Source organism: Arthrobacter crystallopoietes (genome assembly GCF_002849715.1).
Taxonomy (GTDB): domain Bacteria; phylum Actinomycetota; class Actinomycetes; order Actinomycetales; family Micrococcaceae; genus Crystallibacter; species Crystallibacter crystallopoietes.
In genome coordinates this window covers 4,168,443-4,184,416 of record NZ_CP018863.1, presented here as the reverse complement: position 1 = coordinate 4,184,416, position 15,974 = coordinate 4,168,443, and the positions used below count along the sequence as shown (strand labels likewise).

Annotated in this window: 15 protein-coding genes; 11 read left to right on the top strand and 4 right to left on the bottom strand. The window is 63.3% G+C overall.

What is annotated here, in order from left to right:
- Together pgsA and pdxS are read left to right on the top strand one after the other, a co-directional pair.
- The gene (pgsA, locus tag AC20117_RS19245) at positions 1-612 is read left to right on the top strand and encodes a phosphatidylinositol phosphate synthase (protein ID WP_074702212.1); all 612 of its coding nucleotides are present in this window, start codon (positions 1-3) and stop codon (positions 610-612) included.
- Between the two features lie 174 nt (positions 613-786).
- Positions 787-1,635: a pyridoxal 5'-phosphate synthase lyase subunit PdxS gene (gene pdxS / locus AC20117_RS19240; protein ID WP_205834774.1), complete on the top strand. Its 849-nt coding sequence runs from the start codon at positions 787-789 to the stop codon at positions 1,633-1,635.
- A 135-nt stretch (positions 1,636-1,770) separates the two neighbouring features.
- Here the strand turns inward: pdxS and AC20117_RS19235 are convergent, their stop codons facing one another.
- Positions 1,771-2,754 (bottom strand): acyl-CoA thioesterase, encoded by a 984-nt coding sequence (locus tag AC20117_RS19235; protein ID WP_074702215.1) that lies wholly within the window; start codon positions 2,752-2,754, stop codon positions 1,771-1,773.
- A 58-nt stretch (positions 2,755-2,812) separates the two neighbouring features.
- Positions 2,813-4,843, bottom strand: a complete 2,031-nt coding sequence (locus AC20117_RS19230) for a M3 family metallopeptidase (RefSeq protein ID WP_074702217.1) — start codon at positions 4,841-4,843, stop codon at positions 2,813-2,815.
- 428 nt (positions 4,844-5,271) lie between these two features.
- Between AC20117_RS19230 and AC20117_RS19225 the strand changes: the two genes are divergently transcribed.
- Positions 5,272-6,288, top strand: a complete 1,017-nt coding sequence (locus AC20117_RS19225; protein WP_236777376.1) for a CapA family protein — start codon at positions 5,272-5,274, stop codon at positions 6,286-6,288.
- Between the two features lie 34 nt (positions 6,289-6,322).
- Here the strand turns inward: AC20117_RS19225 and AC20117_RS19220 are convergent, their stop codons facing one another.
- Complete coding sequence (locus AC20117_RS19220) at positions 6,323-7,045, bottom strand: type 1 glutamine amidotransferase (RefSeq protein ID WP_074702220.1); 723 nt, start codon at positions 7,043-7,045, stop codon at positions 6,323-6,325.
- Positions 7,046-8,320, bottom strand: a complete 1,275-nt coding sequence (locus tag AC20117_RS19215) for a Mur ligase family protein (protein ID WP_074702221.1) — start codon at positions 8,318-8,320, stop codon at positions 7,046-7,048.
- Positions 8,321-8,465: 145 nt separating this feature from the next.
- Between AC20117_RS19215 and pdxT the strand changes: the two genes are divergently transcribed.
- From pdxT to secF, 8 genes are all read left to right on the top strand, one after another.
- Entirely contained in the window at positions 8,466-9,131 is a 666-nt protein-coding gene (gene pdxT, locus AC20117_RS19210; protein ID WP_236777375.1) for a pyridoxal 5'-phosphate synthase glutaminase subunit PdxT, read from the top strand.
- A 2-nt stretch (positions 9,132-9,133) separates the two neighbouring features.
- Positions 9,134-9,895 carry a YebC/PmpR family DNA-binding transcriptional regulator gene (locus AC20117_RS19205; protein ID WP_074702223.1) on the top strand — a complete coding sequence of 254 codons (762 nt, stop codon included), beginning with the start codon at positions 9,134-9,136 and terminating at the stop codon, positions 9,893-9,895.
- Between the two features lie 7 nt (positions 9,896-9,902).
- Entirely contained in the window at positions 9,903-10,484 is a 582-nt protein-coding gene (ruvC, locus tag AC20117_RS19200) for a crossover junction endodeoxyribonuclease RuvC (RefSeq protein WP_074702225.1), read from the top strand.
- 127 nt (positions 10,485-10,611) lie between these two features.
- Complete coding sequence (gene ruvA / locus AC20117_RS19195; protein WP_074703399.1) at positions 10,612-11,250, top strand: Holliday junction branch migration protein RuvA; 639 nt, start codon at positions 10,612-10,614, stop codon at positions 11,248-11,250.
- Complete coding sequence (gene ruvB, locus AC20117_RS19190; RefSeq protein WP_074702227.1) at positions 11,250-12,332, top strand: Holliday junction branch migration DNA helicase RuvB; 1,083 nt, start codon at positions 11,250-11,252, stop codon at positions 12,330-12,332. The genes ruvA and ruvB overlap by 1 nt, the downstream gene beginning before the upstream one ends.
- Positions 12,333-12,476: 144 nt before the next feature.
- Positions 12,477-12,926, top strand: coding sequence for a preprotein translocase subunit YajC (yajC, locus tag AC20117_RS19185; RefSeq protein ID WP_418202228.1), 450 nt, complete (start codon positions 12,477-12,479; stop codon positions 12,924-12,926).
- A gap of 108 nt (positions 12,927-13,034) precedes the next feature.
- A complete protein-coding gene (secD, locus tag AC20117_RS19180) occupies positions 13,035-14,768 on the top strand; it encodes a protein translocase subunit SecD (protein WP_074702229.1) in 1,734 nt (577 codons plus the stop codon).
- Positions 14,768-15,775 (top strand): protein translocase subunit SecF, encoded by a 1,008-nt coding sequence (secF, locus tag AC20117_RS19175; protein ID WP_074702231.1) that lies wholly within the window; start codon positions 14,768-14,770, stop codon positions 15,773-15,775. Before secD ends, secF begins: the two co-directional genes overlap by 1 nt.
- Positions 15,776-15,974: the final 199 nt, after the last annotated feature.

The following is a 15,974-nucleotide window of genomic DNA, read 5'->3' as shown; positions in this document are numbered from 1 at the left end:
ATGCTCAATAAGTACGCGCGCGGTTTCTTCGGGAAGCTGTTTGCCCCTTTGGCGCGGCTGCTGATCAAACTCGGTGTTTCCCCCGATGCGGTGACCATCATCGGCACTCTTGGCGTGTCCATTGGTGCCTTGGTCTTCTACCCCATGGGCGAATTGTTCTGGGGCACGCTCTTTATTACCGCGTTCGTTTTCTCGGACATGGTGGACGGGCTGATGGCCCGGATGCTCAACCGCAGCAGCAGTTGGGGGAGCTTCCTGGATTCGACCTTGGATCGTCTGGCGGACGCCGCGGTGTTCGCCGGAGTCACCATATGGTTCTTCACGGGCGGAGCCAGCGTTCCCATCGCCGTGGCCGCACTGATCTGTCTGGTTCTGGGCATGCTGGTTTCCTACGCGCGGGCGAAAGCCGAATCCCTCGGCTGCAGGGCCGACGTCGGAATAGCAGAGCGCTCCGAGCGGCTCGTCGCGGTGCTGGTCTTCACCGGCTTCACCGGGCTCGGACTGCCGCCGGTAGTACTGCTCGTGGTGTTGGTCCTGCTGGCCGCCGCCAGCCTGGTCACCGTTATCCAGCGCATTCTGGCCGTCTACCGGCAGACGCAAGTCGAAGCATGAAGCGGCCCTGACTTAGCCCGTGCCGCATGCTGTCACAGGTGAGCTGAAACACCACGGCACGGCGTATCATGAAATGTACTCCTTCCCACCAACTCCTAGGGGCTTTTAGTGTCCAGCAGTAACGAAACTTCAACTCACGCACCGGTAACGGGCAGCAGCCGGGTTAAGCGCGGTATGGCTGAAATGTTGAAGGGCGGCGTCATCATGGACGTCGTAACCCCCGAGCAGGCCCGCATCGCCGAAGACGCCGGCGCGGTCGCCGTGATGGCTCTCGAGCGGGTTCCCGCCGACATCCGTGCCCAGGGCGGCGTGTCCCGCATGAGCGATCCGGACATGATCGACGGCATCATCGAAGCCGTTTCCATTCCGGTGATGGCCAAGGCGCGCATCGGCCACTTCGTCGAGGCCCAGGTCCTGCAGTCCCTCGGCGTGGACTACATTGACGAGTCCGAGGTCCTGACCCCGGCCGACTACACCAACCACATCGACAAGTGGAACTTCACCGTTCCGTTCGTCTGCGGTGCCACCAACCTGGGCGAGGCCCTGCGCCGCATCAACGAAGGCGCGGCCATGATCCGCTCCAAGGGTGAAGCCGGTACCGGCGATGTCTCCAACGCCACCGGGCACATGCGCCAGATCCGCGCGCAGATCGCCAAGCTCGCCGCCCTGCCGGAAGACGAGCTGTACGTCGCGGCCAAGGAACTGCAGGCCCCGTACGAACTGGTCAAGGAAATCGCTTCGACCGGCAAGCTTCCCGTGGTGCTCTTCACCGCAGGTGGTATCGCCACTCCGTCGGATGCGGCCATGATGATGCAGCTCGGGGCTGACGGCGTGTTCGTCGGTTCCGGTATCTTCAAGTCCGGCAACCCGGCCGAGCGCGCCGCTGCCATCGTCAAGGCCACCACGTTCTACGACGACCCGGACATGATCGCCAAGGTCTCCCGCGGACTGGGCGAAGCCATGGTCGGCATCAACGTAGACGAAATTCCTGAACCGCACCGCCTCGCCGAGCGCGGCTGGTAGGAAATCAGGAACAACTAACGACGCCGGAAGTCCGGAACCGCTGCAAGCAACGGTTCCGGACTTCCTGCGTTAACACCCGTGGCGGGTTGGGGCCGAAGCCTCGTTCCATCGGGCAGACGACCGTTCCGTCCGGCGTCAGTCGGCGTTCGCGCTGCCCCGCAAATGGCTTGGAAGCCGGTTGCCGGGGATTCGGCTGCGGATACGGATGATCTCCCGGACGTGCTGTTCCAGTTCGCGGTCCTCATTGGAAACCGGATGCCACGGCGGGATCGGTACGGCAGTGCCCGTCTCGTCGCGTGCCACCATGACCGTCAGGCAATAGGTGGTCAACTCAAGTTCGCCGGTTTTCGGGTCCCCCGAGCGCACATGTACCGAGACGTGCATTCCCTTGTTGCCGGTGTAAACCAGCCGGGCCTCGACTTCGACCACATTGCCGATCAGCAAGGGACGGTAGAACCGCACGCCGCCGGAAAAGACAGCGACAACGTCCTTGCCGCAATACCGCGACGCGCAAACATAGGCGGCCTCGTCGATCCACTTCATCACGGTCCCGCCATGAACCTTCCCGCCCCAGTTCACATCGGAAGGGGCGGCCAGGAAGCGCAGCACGGTACGGGGAGCTGTTCCTGCATCGGTGTACACCTGCCGGGACATCGCCTTCTCGATGTCGGCGCGAATGTCCAGGCGCTTGATGGCCAGCTGCTCCTGTTCCTTTTCTTCCTCGGTCCGGGGAATCCAGGGCTCTACTGGAATGGATTTGCCGTCCTTGCCCACCGCTACGAAGATCACCAGGCACCGACTGCGCATCGTGGCGCCGCCGCCCTTGGGATCCCCGGAGCTAACGGTGGCCTGGATGTGCATGCTGCTGCGCCCGGTGTAGATGATCGTGGATTCAACCTCGACCATGTCTCCGACGAGAACAGGATCGGCAAAGTGGATGTTGCCCACATAGGCCGTCACACAATAGGACTTGCTCCAGCCCACGGCACAGGCGTAGGCAGCCTTGTCGATCCACTCAAGGACAGTTCCGGCGTCGACCGTCCCGCTGTAACCGACATCCGTGGGAGCAGCGAGGAACCGAAGGGTGATGGAATTCTTCGCGGTGGCCGGTTCAGGCATGGGTCGTATCTCCTTGTTGGTCGTAAAATCAGCATCGCACTATTCGTCGAAGATTCCGCTAGCTGATGGCCCGCTCGTTGCCGTCGAGTCCGCGGCGAGCGAGCAGCGGCCCGATTTCGGCGTCGCGGCCACGGAAATCGCGGAAGGCCTTCAACGGATCCGTGCTGTTGCCCCGGGAGAGCAAGTGGGTCCGGAAACGAGCTCCGTTCTCCCTGTTCAGTCCGCCGTTTTCGCGGAACCACATCACGGTGTCCGCGTCCAGCACTTCGCTCCAGAGATAGGAGTAGTAGCCGGCCGCATAGCCACCCGCGAAGACGTGTTTAAAGTAGCCGCTGCGGTAGCGCGGCGGAATGAGGTCCAGATCGAGCCCGGCGTCCTTGAGCGCATCCTTCTCGAAGGAGAGCGGATCATCGATGCGCGTTCCTGCGGGCAGGCTATGCCAGGCCAGATCCAGCAGCGTAGCCGCCAAATATTCGGTGGTGGCGAAGCCTTCGCCCCAGAGCCGCGCCGCATCGATCTTGTCGACCGTCCGCGGCGGAAGGGCGGCACCTGTGACATGGTGACGGACATAGCCCTCCACGATCTGTGGCCACAGCATCCACATTTCATTGACCTGGGAAGGGTATTCGACGAAGTCGCGGGGCACGCTGGTTCCGGAGAACCGCGGATACCCGACCTGGGAGAACAAACCATGCAGCGCATGGCCGAATTCGTGGAAGAGCGTCACGACCTGGTCAAAGGTGAGCAAGGTCGGCTCGCCCGGGGCGGGTTTGGTGGTGTTCAGATTGTTAACAACTACCGCCTGCTGGCCGAGCAAGCCGGACTGTTCGACAAACGAATCCATCCACGCACCCCCATTTTTGGTCGGCCGCGCATAGTAGTCACCCAGGAACAGACCAAGTCCCGTGCCGTCGTCGTTCCTGACTTCCCAAACCCGGATATCCGGGTGGTAGCCCCGCAGGTCCGGACGTGCTTCGAAGCTCAGCCCGTACAGTTGTTCCGCCGCGTGGAAGACGCCGCCATGGAGCACACTTTCGAGTTCGAAGTATGGACGCAGCTGCGCCAGGTCGACGTCATAGTCACGACGCCGCACCTGCTCGGAGTAGAAGGCCCAGTCCCAGGGTTCGATGTCGTGGCCCGCCGCGGCGGCCAGGACACCGGCCTCCGTCCGCGCGTTGGCCACTGCCGCCGGCACCAGTTGCGCGAGCAGCTGACGCACTGCTTCAAGCGAAGGGGCCGTTTGCGAATCGAGGACGTATTCGGCGTGATTCCGGTAGCCGAGCAGCGCGGCGCGCTCGGCACGCAGTTCGGCCAGTCGTGCCGCGAGGAATACCGTCCGGTTTCCGTCTTCGCCGCGGCCCACCGAGGCCTGGAAGAGCCGACGCCGGGTCTCCCGGTTCGTAAGCACTTCGAGGGCGGGCTGAGCGGTCGGCAGAACCAGCGTGAGCAGCCAGCCAGAGTCATATCCGGCTTCCCGGGCGGCCTCGGCCGCGGCGGTGATGTCCTCCTCGGGCAGCCCGTCCAGAAGAGCGCGGTCAGCCACGTGCAGTGCGGCAGCGTTCCCCGCGGCCAGGAGCTCCTGCGAATACTCCGTGGCCAGTTCCGACAAGCGCACGTTCAACTCGCGCAGCCGCTTCTGCCCGGCGGGCTCGAGGCCGGCTCCGGCCTGGCGGAACTGCTTGCGCAGCTCGGACACCAGGCGCAGATTCTCGCCGTTGAGGTCCTCGGCGCTTTCATCGACCGCCATGATGCGCCGGTACAGCTCTGGATGCAGGTAGATGTTGTCCTGGTGCTTGGCGAGCCGCGGGGACACGGTCTGTTCCAGTTGCCGGATCTCCTCGGTCGCGTCTGCGGAGGCGATGTTGCGCAGGACCGCCGCGACGCGCTGCAGCGTCCGGCCGGACCGCTCGAAGGCAACCATGGTGTTGGCAAAGGACGCCGGTTCCGGGTTCGCGGCGATGTTCTCGATTTCGGTCAGCTGCTGTGCGAATCCGGCCTCGAACGCGGGCAGGTAATCCTCTGCGCGGATGTCGGCGAAGGCCGGCAGCTCGTAGGGGAGCGTGCTGGGAGCGAGGAACGGGTTTGCCATGGCACTACTTTGCCATGCAACGCCGGTTCTCCTGAGGTCATCCAGTGGCGGCACAGACGCGCCGTCGGCGGTCCGGCCCCGCCGCGGCTTACACTGGCGGCATGCCAGAAAGCGGCGCAAGAGTTCACCTAACACGTCCGCGCCAATGGGCGGATGTGGACTGGGCCGGAAAGGGGCTGCCTCGGTTGGTGCTGCCCCTGGCCGCAGCAGCCCTGCTCGCCGGCTGCAGTGCTACGGGCACAGGGCCAGGCAATGGAACGGCAGTTGACACGGCATCTTCTGCTGCAGCTGCTCCGTCTGCCTCTGCCGACCCGGCGCAAGAGGCTAGCGACGGCGGCAGTCAGGTGCCGCCGTCGTCGTCCGTATCGCCGTCCACAACGGCCGGAGCCGGACCGGAATGTCCCGGTGTCCGCTGCACCTCAGTGGTCATGACCGGGGACTTGCTGCTGCACGAAGCCCTCTGGCACCAGGCGGCGGAGGATGCGGAGGAAACGGGCCGTGGACCATTGGACTTTGGCCCGATCCTGTCGGCGCAGGAACCTTACGTGGACACCAGCGATCTTGCCCTCTGCCATATGGAAACCCCCGTGGCCGAAACCGGCGGCCCGTACGCGGCGTACCCGTCCTTCAACGCGCCCCCGCAGATCCTGAATGCCATCGCGGAGCTCGGCTACGACGCCTGCACCACGGCCAGCAACCACACCATTGACCGCGGCACCGCGGGGCTGGAACGGACGCTGGACGCGCTGGACGAGGCAGGCCTTGAACATACCGGGTCCTACCGCACCCGCACCGATGCCGAGGAGGTGCTGATCATGGATACGCCTGCCGCCCGCGTCGCAATCATCGAGGCAACGTACGCGCTTAACGGGCTGGTGCCGGACGAGCCGTGGCAGGTGGACGTGCTGGATGCGGACGCCATGATCGCCAAAGCCAGGCAGGCCCGGGAGGAAGGCGCGGACATCGTCCTGGGCGCCGTCCACGCGGGGGATGAGTACACTAACTACGCGAACGCGCAGCAGCAGGACGTGGCGCACGAGCTGGCGGACAGCGGCGAGTTCTCGCTGATCTACGGGCACCACAGCCACTCGGTACAGCCCATCGAGAAGTACAAGGACACCTGGATTGTCTACGGGCTGGGCAATGCCATCGCGGCCCATGCCACGCCGAACATCCTCAACACCGAGGGGCTCATGGTGCGCGCCCGGTTCAGCCAGAACGACGACGGCGGCCCCTGGGACGTTTCCCGGCTCGCCTGGCTGCCGGTTACCTTTGATGGCCCGGAGCACCGCTGGTGTCCGGTCGCAGCGGATGCCCTGGAAGAGGGCCCGGCGTGCGTTTCACCGGAGGCCGATGCCGCAAGCCGGGAACGGACCAAGGACACCGTGGAGTCGATGGGCGCAGCGGAGGACGGCGCCCAGGAGTGGCTGCTCAGCGGCAGGTAATGCGGGGCAGCTGTCTAACGGGTACCGGTGCGGCTCAGCGCGGGCGCGCTGCGGCGTCTTGGCGGGCCTGTTCCTCGAACGGGATCTGCAGCGGCGCATCATCGAAGCTGCCATGGCGGCGCAGTGCGGCGTGGCGGACCAGGAAATCCGCCACCGCGGGGTTCTTGGGCAGCAGCGAACCGTGCAGGTAGCTGGCAACCACGTTGCGGTAGCGTGCGCCCTCGGTGGAGTCGTGGCCGTTGTTGCCTTCCCCCTTGGTGACCGTGCCCAGCGGCTGGGTCCCGCCCTTGAGGTAGGTCTGGCCGCTATGGTTTTCATAGCCAATGACCGTGCCGAACTCTTCGCTCTCCAGGACGGTGTTGCCGATCAACCGCTTGGGCCCGCCGACGGTGTCCACATCGAGTAGGCCGATGCCCTTGATGACCTCGCCGGTGTGGGTCTTGAAGAAGTTTCCGAACAGCTGGTACAGCCCGCAAATGGCGAGCATGGGCACGCCGTCGTCCGCGAGTTCGCGCAACCGCCCGCCGAGCTGGAGCAGATCGGCCTGGATCTTGTTCTGGCCCGAATCCTGGCCGCCGCCGCCGACAATCAGGTCCACTTGGTCCGGAAACGTGTCGCCCGGGTTGTACTCGTGCAGGCGGACGTCGTAGCCCCGCAACTGCAGGCGCTTGCGCAGGACCAGGACATTTCCCCAGTCTCCGTAGATATTCATGTCGCGCGGATACAGCTGGAGCAGGTCAATCACGGGGGCATCCATTTAGGAAACCACCTCCACTTCGGTCAGCTTCCCCAGCTCCCGGCGCAGCGCGAGCATGGCGGTGTAAGTGCAGTAAATACGTTTGGGCGCCTCCGGTTCCAGTGCGATGAACCGGTGCAGCGATGCCGAAAGATCCGTGTCCACGTGCCGTACCGGGACGTCCTCGTAGAACAGCCGCAGCGCCATGTCGTTGGCACGCACTCCGCTGACTTCCGCAACGCCGGCTGAGGCAAGCGAATCGAAATCCACGTCCCACAGCCAGGACATGTCCCGCCCGTCCGCATAATTGTCATTGATCGCGATCATGGTGCTGAAGCCTTCAGGCGGGAACGAGCGCAGGGCTAGACGGAATCCAGCCGGATTCTTCACCAGCACCAGGTCCAGCGGCTTGCCATTGACGGTGAGGCTCTCGCCGCGGCCGAAGGCAGGAGTGACGGCCTCCAGCGAGTCCAGCAGGGCTTCTTCATCCACGTCCGCGCCGACCACGGTCCGGGCCAGCGCCAAGGCGGCGGCGGCGTTGTAGATGTTGTACACGCCCGTGAGCTTCAGCTCGGCGTCAATATCGCGGCTGCCAACCGTAAAAGTAGCCGAGGCACCCTCGCAGGCGGAGAGGACGACGTCGGCCGCGGGCAGGTCGGAGATATCGCTGGTGCCGCCCGAACGCATGTCATCGTCATTGGGGAACATGGCACGCAGCTGCGGGGCCAAGCCAAAGTAATGGACCCGCTCCGCGGTAACGGATTCGGCCAGGGCGGCAATGCGCGGATCTTCCCGGTTGAGCGCCACGGCCTCGGTGGTGGCCGCCGCGATCTGCCGCAGGAACCCTGCCGTGGTCTCGATCTCGCCGAACCTGTCCAGCTGGTCGCGCATGACATTGAGCAGCAGGCAGTAGCGCGGTGCGACGAGTTTGACGAAGTGCACCGCATGGGCCTCGTCGAGCTCCAGCACGGCAACGTCTGCGCCGAGCTTGCCGCCGATGGTGGCTTCGCCCAGCACGGCTGCGACCACGCCGCGGGTGAAATTGCTGCCGGTCCGGTTGGTGAAGACTTTCAACCCCTGGCCCTGCAGCAGTTCCACCACCATTTTGGTAGTGGTGGTCTTGCCGTTGGTGCCGCTGATGACGACGACGCCCTGGGGCAGGTTGCCCAGAGTGCGCGGCAGGAAGTTCGGATCGATCTTCTCCGCGACCAGGCCGGGGAGGGCGGAACCACCTCCGCGCAGTTTCGCCACCGTCTTAACGGCCTTTCCGGCAAGGGTCGCAAGGAGGTGTCGCATGAGTAGAAACTATACAAGAGGCCTATGACCTTTCGGGGACGATTGTGCGCCGGCCTATTTAGCGCTGGACCAAGGGTTGGCGTTACTGTTTTTGCAGCGGCCGCTCAAGTTCCGGCCCCTGATGAGAAACCCGAGGAATCAGCCGTTGGTCAACATTGGTGTACTTGCCCTGCAGGGAGATGTCCGCGAACACATCGCGGCTCTGGAACACAGCGGCGCCTCCGCGGTCCCGGTCCGCCGCCCGGCCGAACTCGATGCGGTGGATGGTCTGGTGATTCCCGGCGGTGAATCCACGACCATCGACAAACTCACGCGCATCTTCGAACTCGCCGTCCCCTTGCAGAAGCGGATTGCCGACGGCATGCCGGTATACGGATCGTGCGCAGGAATGATCATGCTTGCCGATGAGATTGCCGATCCCTCCACTGATCTAAAGGGCAATCCCCAGCAAACCCTGGGCGGGCTCGATATTACGGTGCGCCGGAACGCCTTCGGCCGCCAGCGCGAGTCTTTTGAAACGGATCTGCGCTTCAGCGGACTCGAATTCAGCGCGACCGGGCCCGGCGCCGAGCCCGCGCCGGTCCATGCCGTATTCATTCGCGCGCCGTGGGTGGAACGAGTGGGGGAAGGCGTGGAGATCCTGGCCCAGGTTGAGCCGCAGGAAGCCTCCCATACGGATACATTGCACGGGACGGCTAGAATTGTCGCAGTGCGTTCGCGGCATTTGCTGGCGACATCCTTCCACCCGGAGGTTACGGGGGAGCGCCGCATCCACGAACTTTTTATCCGAATCGTTAGAGGAGAAGCGTAAGCATGTCGGGACACTCTAAATGGGCGACCACTAAGCATAAGAAAGCGGTCATCGACGCCCGCCGTGCGAAGTCTTTCGCGAAGCTGATCAAGAACATTGAAGTTGCCGCCCGCGCTGGCGGAGCCGATATGGCTGGAAACCCCGGCTTGGAACTGGCCGTGCAGAAGGCCAAGAAGACGTCCGTGCCGAACGACAACATTGACCGCGCCATCAAGCGCGGAGCAGGCCTGACCGGCGAAGTAGTCGACTACACCGAAATCATCTACGAAGCGCGGGGTCCGCAGGGATCGGCAGTGCTCATTGAGTGCCTGACCGACAACAAGAACCGCGCCGCCTCGGAGGTGCGCCTGGCCATCACTCGCAACGGCGGAACCATCGCCGATCCGGGATCGGTGGCGTACATGTTCGCACGCAAGGGTGTTGTCGCTCTGCCCAAGAACGATCTGACCGAGGACGACGTCCTGATGGCGGTGCTGGACGCAGGCGCCGAAGAGGTCAAGGAGTCCGGCGACAACTTCGAAATCCATTCCGATCCGACCGACCTGCGTGCAGTGGTCGCCGGTCTGGAGGAAGCCGGCATCGAATACGAGACCGACGAGGTCGAGTTTGTGCCTTCAATGGAGGTCGAGCTGGAAGCGGACGCGGCGCGCAAATTCATGAAGCTTGTGGATGCTCTCGAGGACCTCGACGACGTGCAGAACGTCTATTCAAACGCCGACATCTCCGAAGAGGTCATGGCAACGCTGGAATCCGAAGACGCGTAGTGCTGCTGTGACGTTGCGGGTGCTGGGAGTAGACCCGGGCCTGACCAGGTGCGGTTTCGGCGTGGTGGACATTGAGCCCAATCGACGGGCGACCCTGGTCGGCGTCACGGTGGTAGGCACGCGGGCGGACACCGCCCTTGAGCAGAGGCTCCTCGCCATTTCCAACTCGATCGATGAGTGGCTCGACAGGTACTCGCCTGACGTACTCGCCGTCGAGCGTGTATTCAGCCAGCTCAATGTCAGTACCGTGATGGGCACGGCCCAGGCCTCCGGCGTCGTTATTGCCGCAGCTGCCCGTCGCGGAATCACCGTCGCACTGCACACTCCTACGGAGGTGAAGGCCGCGGTAACCGGGAATGGCCAGGCGGACAAGACCGCCGTGACGAAAATGGTCACGAGGATTTTGCGGCTGGACAGGCCGCCGACGCCGGCCGATGCCGCCGATGCCCTGGCTCTGGCCATTACTCATGCGTGGCGTGGAAGCACGGCTCCGGTGGCTGGCTCGAGGGGCCAGTCCGGCTCCGGGCAGACTGCCGCCCAGCGATTGTGGGCAGAGGCTGAGGCGAAGGCGCGCCGCAAGGTCCGCTGACCACCACGAGGCGTGGCGGTGCTGCGATCAGCGGCTCGTCGTCGTAGGCTGTTCGTACGTATGTTCGGAAGAACGGATGCCGGCAAGTGGCTCCGATTTCCCCTGGAAGCTGTTTTGGAGCGGGTACATGATTAGTTCGTTGCGGGGAATCGTCAGCTATGTTGGCCTGAATTCCGCCGTCGTTGATGTCAATGGGTTCGGGATGCTGGTCCAGGCCACCCCGCAGACCCTGGCAACCCTGCACATCGGCCGCGAGGCGGAACTGTCCACGACGATGATCGTGCGCGAAGATTCCATGACGCTTTATGCCTTCGAGGACGCCTCCCAGCGGGAAGTTTTCGAGACACTTATTTCCGTCAGCGGTGTCGGTCCCCGGCTGGGACTGGCTGCTCTGTCGGTCCACAGTCCTGAAATCCTGCGGATTGCCGCTGCCGAAGGGGACACCAAAACGTTCAGCAAGGTTCCCGGCATCGGTCCAAAGCTTGCCAGCAGGATGGTGCTTGAACTTGCCGGCAAACTCGTGCCCCTTGGCGAGGCTTCCGCTCCCGCCGCGCAGGCCTGGGAAGACCAGGTACTTGAAGCGCTCAAGGGCCTCGGCTGGACCGAAAAGGACGCCGGAGCGGCCCTGGACAACACCGCCGCAGAGCATCCGGAAGCGGCGGCAGCGGGTGATGTGGCGAACATGCTCCGGCTGACGCTGCGCAGCCTGGGCCAGGACGGTGCGCGCAGCGGCAGTGCGCGGCGGACTGCCGCGGGGGCCAGATAATGGCTTCCGACGCAGACCGCGAATCCCTGGTTTCGGCGGCGGGGGAAGCGGAGGAGCGGGCCATTGAATCCGCGCTGCGCCCGAAGAACCTCTCCGATTTTGTGGGCCAGGCCCGGGTTCGCCAGCAGCTCTCCCTGGTGCTCGAAGCTTCCCGGATCCGGGAGCGGACTGCGGACCACGTTCTGCTCTCGGGCCCGCCCGGTCTCGGAAAAACCACGTTGGCCATGATTATTGCGGCCGAGATGAATGCGCCGCTGCGCATCAGCTCGGGACCAGCCATCCAGCATGCCGGCGACCTGGCTGCCATTCTGTCTTCGCTGACAGAGGGTGAGATTCTGTTTCTGGACGAAATCCACCGCATGTCCCGTCCCGCCGAAGAAATGCTCTATATGGCCATGGAGGATTTCCGGGTGGACATCATAGTCGGCAAGGGAGCTGGGGCGACGGCGATTCCGCTGGACCTGCCGCCCTTCACTTTGGTCGGCGCTACCACGAGGGCGGGCCTGCTGCCCGGGCCGCTGCGCGACCGCTTCGGATTTACCGGGCATCTGGAGTTCTATTCAACCCAGGAGCTCGAACTGGTGCTTCGCCGCTCTGCCATGCTGCTCGATCTGAAGATCAATTCTGCCGGTTTCGCGGAAATTGCCGGTCGCTCCCGTGGAACGCCGCGTATTGCCAACAGGTTGTTGCGCCGCGTCCGGGACTGGGCGCTGGTCCACGGCGTGGAGGAAATCGATGCCCGGACGGCGGCCGCGGCGCTGGACATGTATGAAGTGGATGCCCGCGGGCTGGACCGTCTCGACCGCTCGGTGCTCAGCGCGTTGATCACCAAATTTGGGGGCGGACCTGTTGGGCTGTCCACGTTGGCGATCGCCGTGGGGGAGGAGACCGAGACCGTTGAAACGGTGGCGGAACCGTATCTGGTCCGTGAAGGGCTGCTGGGCCGCACTCCGAGAGGGCGCGTAGCCACTGCGGCCGCCTGGGCTCATCTGGGGATCGAGATGCCGGAATCGGCGGTCCGGACGGGTGCTGACCTGTTTACCGTACTGGCCGAAGACGAAACAGATTTCTCCGACAACTGAAGATGCGCGCCGGTTTGCCACGACGCGTAGAATAGTGGAGATGCCGGGCACATCCTGGGGCCGTTCAGGCCGCGGTGATGCCGGCGTAGACCGCTGGGCCCGGCCACCTCGGGCTCAACCCAGAACAAGGAACGGAACAACTCTGTGTTCGAAAACGTCTTGACCGCCAGCAACGCGCAGCCGCAGGGCGGTGGCATCGATTTCATGACCATCGCGTTGTTCGTGATCTTCGGCCTGCTCATCTTCATGATGTTCCGCAAGCAGAAGAAGGCCCAGGCCCAGATGCGGGAAAAGGCTGAAGCGCTGCAGGAAAAAATGCATCCGGGCGCCCAGGTTATGACCGCGTTCGGTCTGTACGGCACCGTTGTCTCCGTGGACCGCGACGAGAACAAGGTTGTCATTGAGCTGTCGCCGGGCAATACGGCCACCGTCCATACGCAGGCTGTCAACGAAGTAGTCGACACCGAAAGTCCTGCTGTACCGGACGATGCCTCGGCGTTGACGGGCGAGAACAGCGGCACCGCTCCCGCTTCGGAGCCGGCGGAGGACCCGTTGAACCGTCTCAACGAAGAAAACAACAAAGACAACAAGTAGGCCGATAACGGCTTTGTCGACGCGGCACCGGGTAGGGCAGAGCCCTGCCTGGTTGTCACACAGGTGCACTAGCACCGCCGGCCAAAGCTGATGAGAGAAAGATCATCAATGGCACGATCCGGTCACACCACCGCAGCCAAACGGACCTTGGTCTGGCTAGGTGTCCTATTTGCCGTCCTCACCGCCGCTCTCGCCGGCGGGGTCATGTCCAGCCAAGCCACCTGGGCGCCGAAGCTGGCGCTGGACCTTGAGGGCGGAACGCAGATGATTCTGGCTCCGCAGGTCCAAGGCGGCGGTGATCAAATTTCTGCCGAGCAACTGACACAAGCCGTGGAAATTATCCGCCAGCGTGTCGACGGCTCCGGCGTCGCCGAGGCCGAAATCAGCACCCAGTCGGGCCGCAACGTTGTAGTCAGCCTGCCCGGTGTCCCCGATGCAAAGACCAGGGAGCTCATCCAGGCCTCCGCCGCGATGGAGTTCCGGCCCGTCCTCGCCGGAAGCCAAGGAGCAGCAGTTCCGGAAGAAAGCCGCACACCGGAAGAGGAACTGCCGGAGCCAACGGCTGAGCCGACGGACGCCAGCGATCTGAACTGGATTACGCCGGAGCTGTATCAGAAGTTCGAGGCCTTGGACTGCACGGATCCGGCGGCCGTTGCTGCTGCTACCGAAGAGCGTGCGCCGGCGGATCAGCCCATGGTGGCGTGTGAGCCTGATACCGGGATGAAGTACATTCTCGGCCCGGTCGAGGTACCCGGTACCAATATCGCGACCGCCAGCTTTGGGCAGGTCCGCGGTACTCAGGGTCAGTCGCTGAACCAGTGGGCCGTCAACATCGAATTCAATGAAGAGGGCACGCAGACCTTCAAGAAGGTTACCGAACGCCTCTTCGGAATGACCGGTGTACAGAACCAGTTCGCCATTGTCCTCGATGGCACCGTCATTTCGGCTCCGACAACCAATGCTGTGATTCCCGATGGCAAACCGCAGATTACGGGTAACTTCACGGAAGAGTCCGCCCGCGCGCTGTCCGAGCAACTCAAGTACGGTGCCCTGCCGATCAGCTTCGAGATCCAGAGCGAAATGCAGATTTCCGCAACCCTGGGTGACGAACAGCTGCGCATGGGCATCATCGCCGGCTTGATTGGTCTGGCCCTGGTTGCCGTCTACTCGCTGTTCCAGTACCGCATGCTCGGGTTTGTCACCATCGCCTCACTGGTTGTGGCAGGGTTCTTGACTTATCTGGCGATTGCGTTGCTTGGGTGGACCGAGAACTACCGGCTTTCCCTCGCAGGTGTTGCGGGTCTGATTGTTGCCATTGGCCAGACGGCAGACTCATTCATCGTCTACTTCGAACGTATCCGCGATGAGCTTCGCGACGGACGCGGCCTGGTGTCCGCCGTCGACAATGGCTGGAAGCGGGCACAACGGACCGTGCTGGCTTCGAAGGCGGTCAACCTGCTTGCCGCCGTCGTGCTCTACTTCGTCGCCGTCGGCAACGTCCGCGGTTTCGCATTCACCTTGGGCCTGACAGCACTAGCCGACCTCGCGGTCGTTTACCTCTTCACGCACCCGGTCATGCAGCTGCTGGCGCGTACGAAATTCTTCGGTGAAGGCCACAGGTTCTCCGGGCTGGATCCGAAGCTGCTGGGAGCCGTTCCGCTGTACCGCGGTGCCGGCAGGATCCGCCAGCCGGGCGAGGCCCAGCCGAAGGTCCGGACGAAGAATGCCAAAGCCGCGGCAGAAGCGAGCAGACGCCAGACGATTGCCGAACGGAGGGCCGCAGCTGAGAAGGAACGCTCGGCTTCTGTCCCGGGACGTGGCTCGGATAAGGAGAGCAACTAATGCCCAGCTTGGCAACATTCGGTAATGACCTATACACCGGCAAGCGCTCCTACCCCTTTGTGCAGAAGTACAAGCTGTGGTTCCTGATCGCGGCGGTAGCTATCCTGATTTCAATCATCGTGCCGGTCGTCAAGGGCGGTTTCAACCTCGGCATCGACTTCCGGGGCGGTTCCGAATTTACGGTCTCGGCAACGGAAAACACCGATATCTCCCGGGGCGAAGAGGCCGTCACCTCGGTTGAGCCGGGACTGGTACCGCAGGTAACGAACATTGCGCCCAACACGATGCGGATCCAGACGGAACAGCTCTCCGATGACCAGACACTGGCCGTCCGCGACGCCTTGATCGAGGCGTACGAGGTAGAACCGGACCAGGTGACGTCAACCTTCGTAGGACCCACGTGGGGTCAGGACGTGACCCGTCAGGCAATCTGGGGACTGGTGGTATTTGTCGCCCTGGCAGCGGTGATGATGGCTATATACTTCCGTACTTGGAAGATGTCCGTAGCCGCCTTGTCCGGTATGACGGTGGTCCTGATCGTGACTGCCGGCCTCTATTCTCTGAGCGACTTCGAAGTGACTCCGTCGGCCATCATCGGCTTCCTGACGGTCCTGAGTTACTCGCTGTATGACACGGTGGTGGTCTTCGACAAGGTCCGGGAGAATACCGAGAACATTGACAAGTCCACCAAACGGACGTTCTCGGAGGAGGTCAACCTTGCCGTCAACCAGACTTTGGTCAGGTCGATCAATACGTCCGTAGTGGGCGTCCTGCCGGTCGCGTCGATTCTCTTTATCGGGGCGATGCTGCTCGGTGCGGGCACGCTCCGGGACCTGTCTCTGTCCCTCTTTATCGGCATCATCATCGGCACCGTGACAACGGTCTTCATTGCGGCCCCGATGTATGCGTGGCTGCGCGCGAAGGAGCCGGCCTTGGTGAAGCAGGCCAAGCGGGTTGAAGCCCGCCGGCGTCATGAGTCGTCGGAAAGCGACGAGGTTACCGTATAGCAGGCCCTTGATAAAGGCCGGTTGCCACTCATCGGTGGCAACCGGCCTTTCTGCTCTGCATACGTGTGAAAGCCGTGTCTTGTGGGGCATAGACTAGAACGATCGGATGATGTATCTGTTGTCAGGTACAACGCGGGCTGGAGCACTCCTCCCTCGTTGCCGGCAGGAAAGCGGGGCAGGATTGGCAGAGAACGGCAGG